The following is a 701-nucleotide window of genomic DNA, read 5'->3' as shown; positions in this document are numbered from 1 at the left end:
ATCCCTTTTCCGTCTGAGAAATTTGGAAAGGTATAACCTAAGTTTACACTTCTCACATTTAGGTAGGAAGCATCCTCCAGGTAAAAGTCATTGTTGGTATTGTAGCCAAATAATTGACTCAAAGCTGCTGCCGGATTAGTGCCATCACCAGGTTCTTCTTCAGACCACCATTGGTCTTCTACCAAAGATCTTCTCATGGCTCCAAGTGTATTCCCTTCGTAAAATTGATTTTCTGCATTGAACATTTTAGCTCCCAATGAAGCTTGCATGAAAACACTTAAATCAAATTGTTTCCAATAAAACTCATTTGAAAAACCCAATAGCATTTTAGGCTGGAAACTTCCTAAGACTACCTTGTCTTCAGGATCTATCTTGCCATCATTGTTGGTATCTTCAAATATTGGGTTGCCTGGTTTGGTACCTGCAAGACTAGGGGTTTGGGAAATTTGTTCTTCATTTTGAAAAACACCTATTGACTGGTATCCATAATAAGAAAACATTGGTTCTCCTTCTCTCAATAGGAAGTCCATTGACCAGTAAGTATTGATTCGCTCATCTACTTCTCCAAGGTCCGTTACTTCATTTTTATTTAGTGAAAGGTTAAAGGAAGAATTCCATTTAAATTCTCCTACAAGATTTCTGGTATCGATCTCTACATCCAGACCACTGTTTCTTACTTCACCTACATTGTTTATGATACT

1 pseudogene is annotated in these 701 nt (G+C 37.5%); it reads right to left on the bottom strand.

The features are described from left to right. Positions 1 to 701 (bottom strand): annotated as a pseudogene (locus tag ADIWIN_RS14285) (hypothetical protein); the annotation flags it as partial.

The organism is Winogradskyella psychrotolerans RS-3, assembly GCF_000427335.1.
GTDB lineage: Bacteria > Bacteroidota > Bacteroidia > Flavobacteriales > Flavobacteriaceae > Winogradskyella > Winogradskyella psychrotolerans.
Note: the sequence above shows the minus strand (reverse complement) of the source record. Positions and strands in the feature narration are given on the sequence as shown.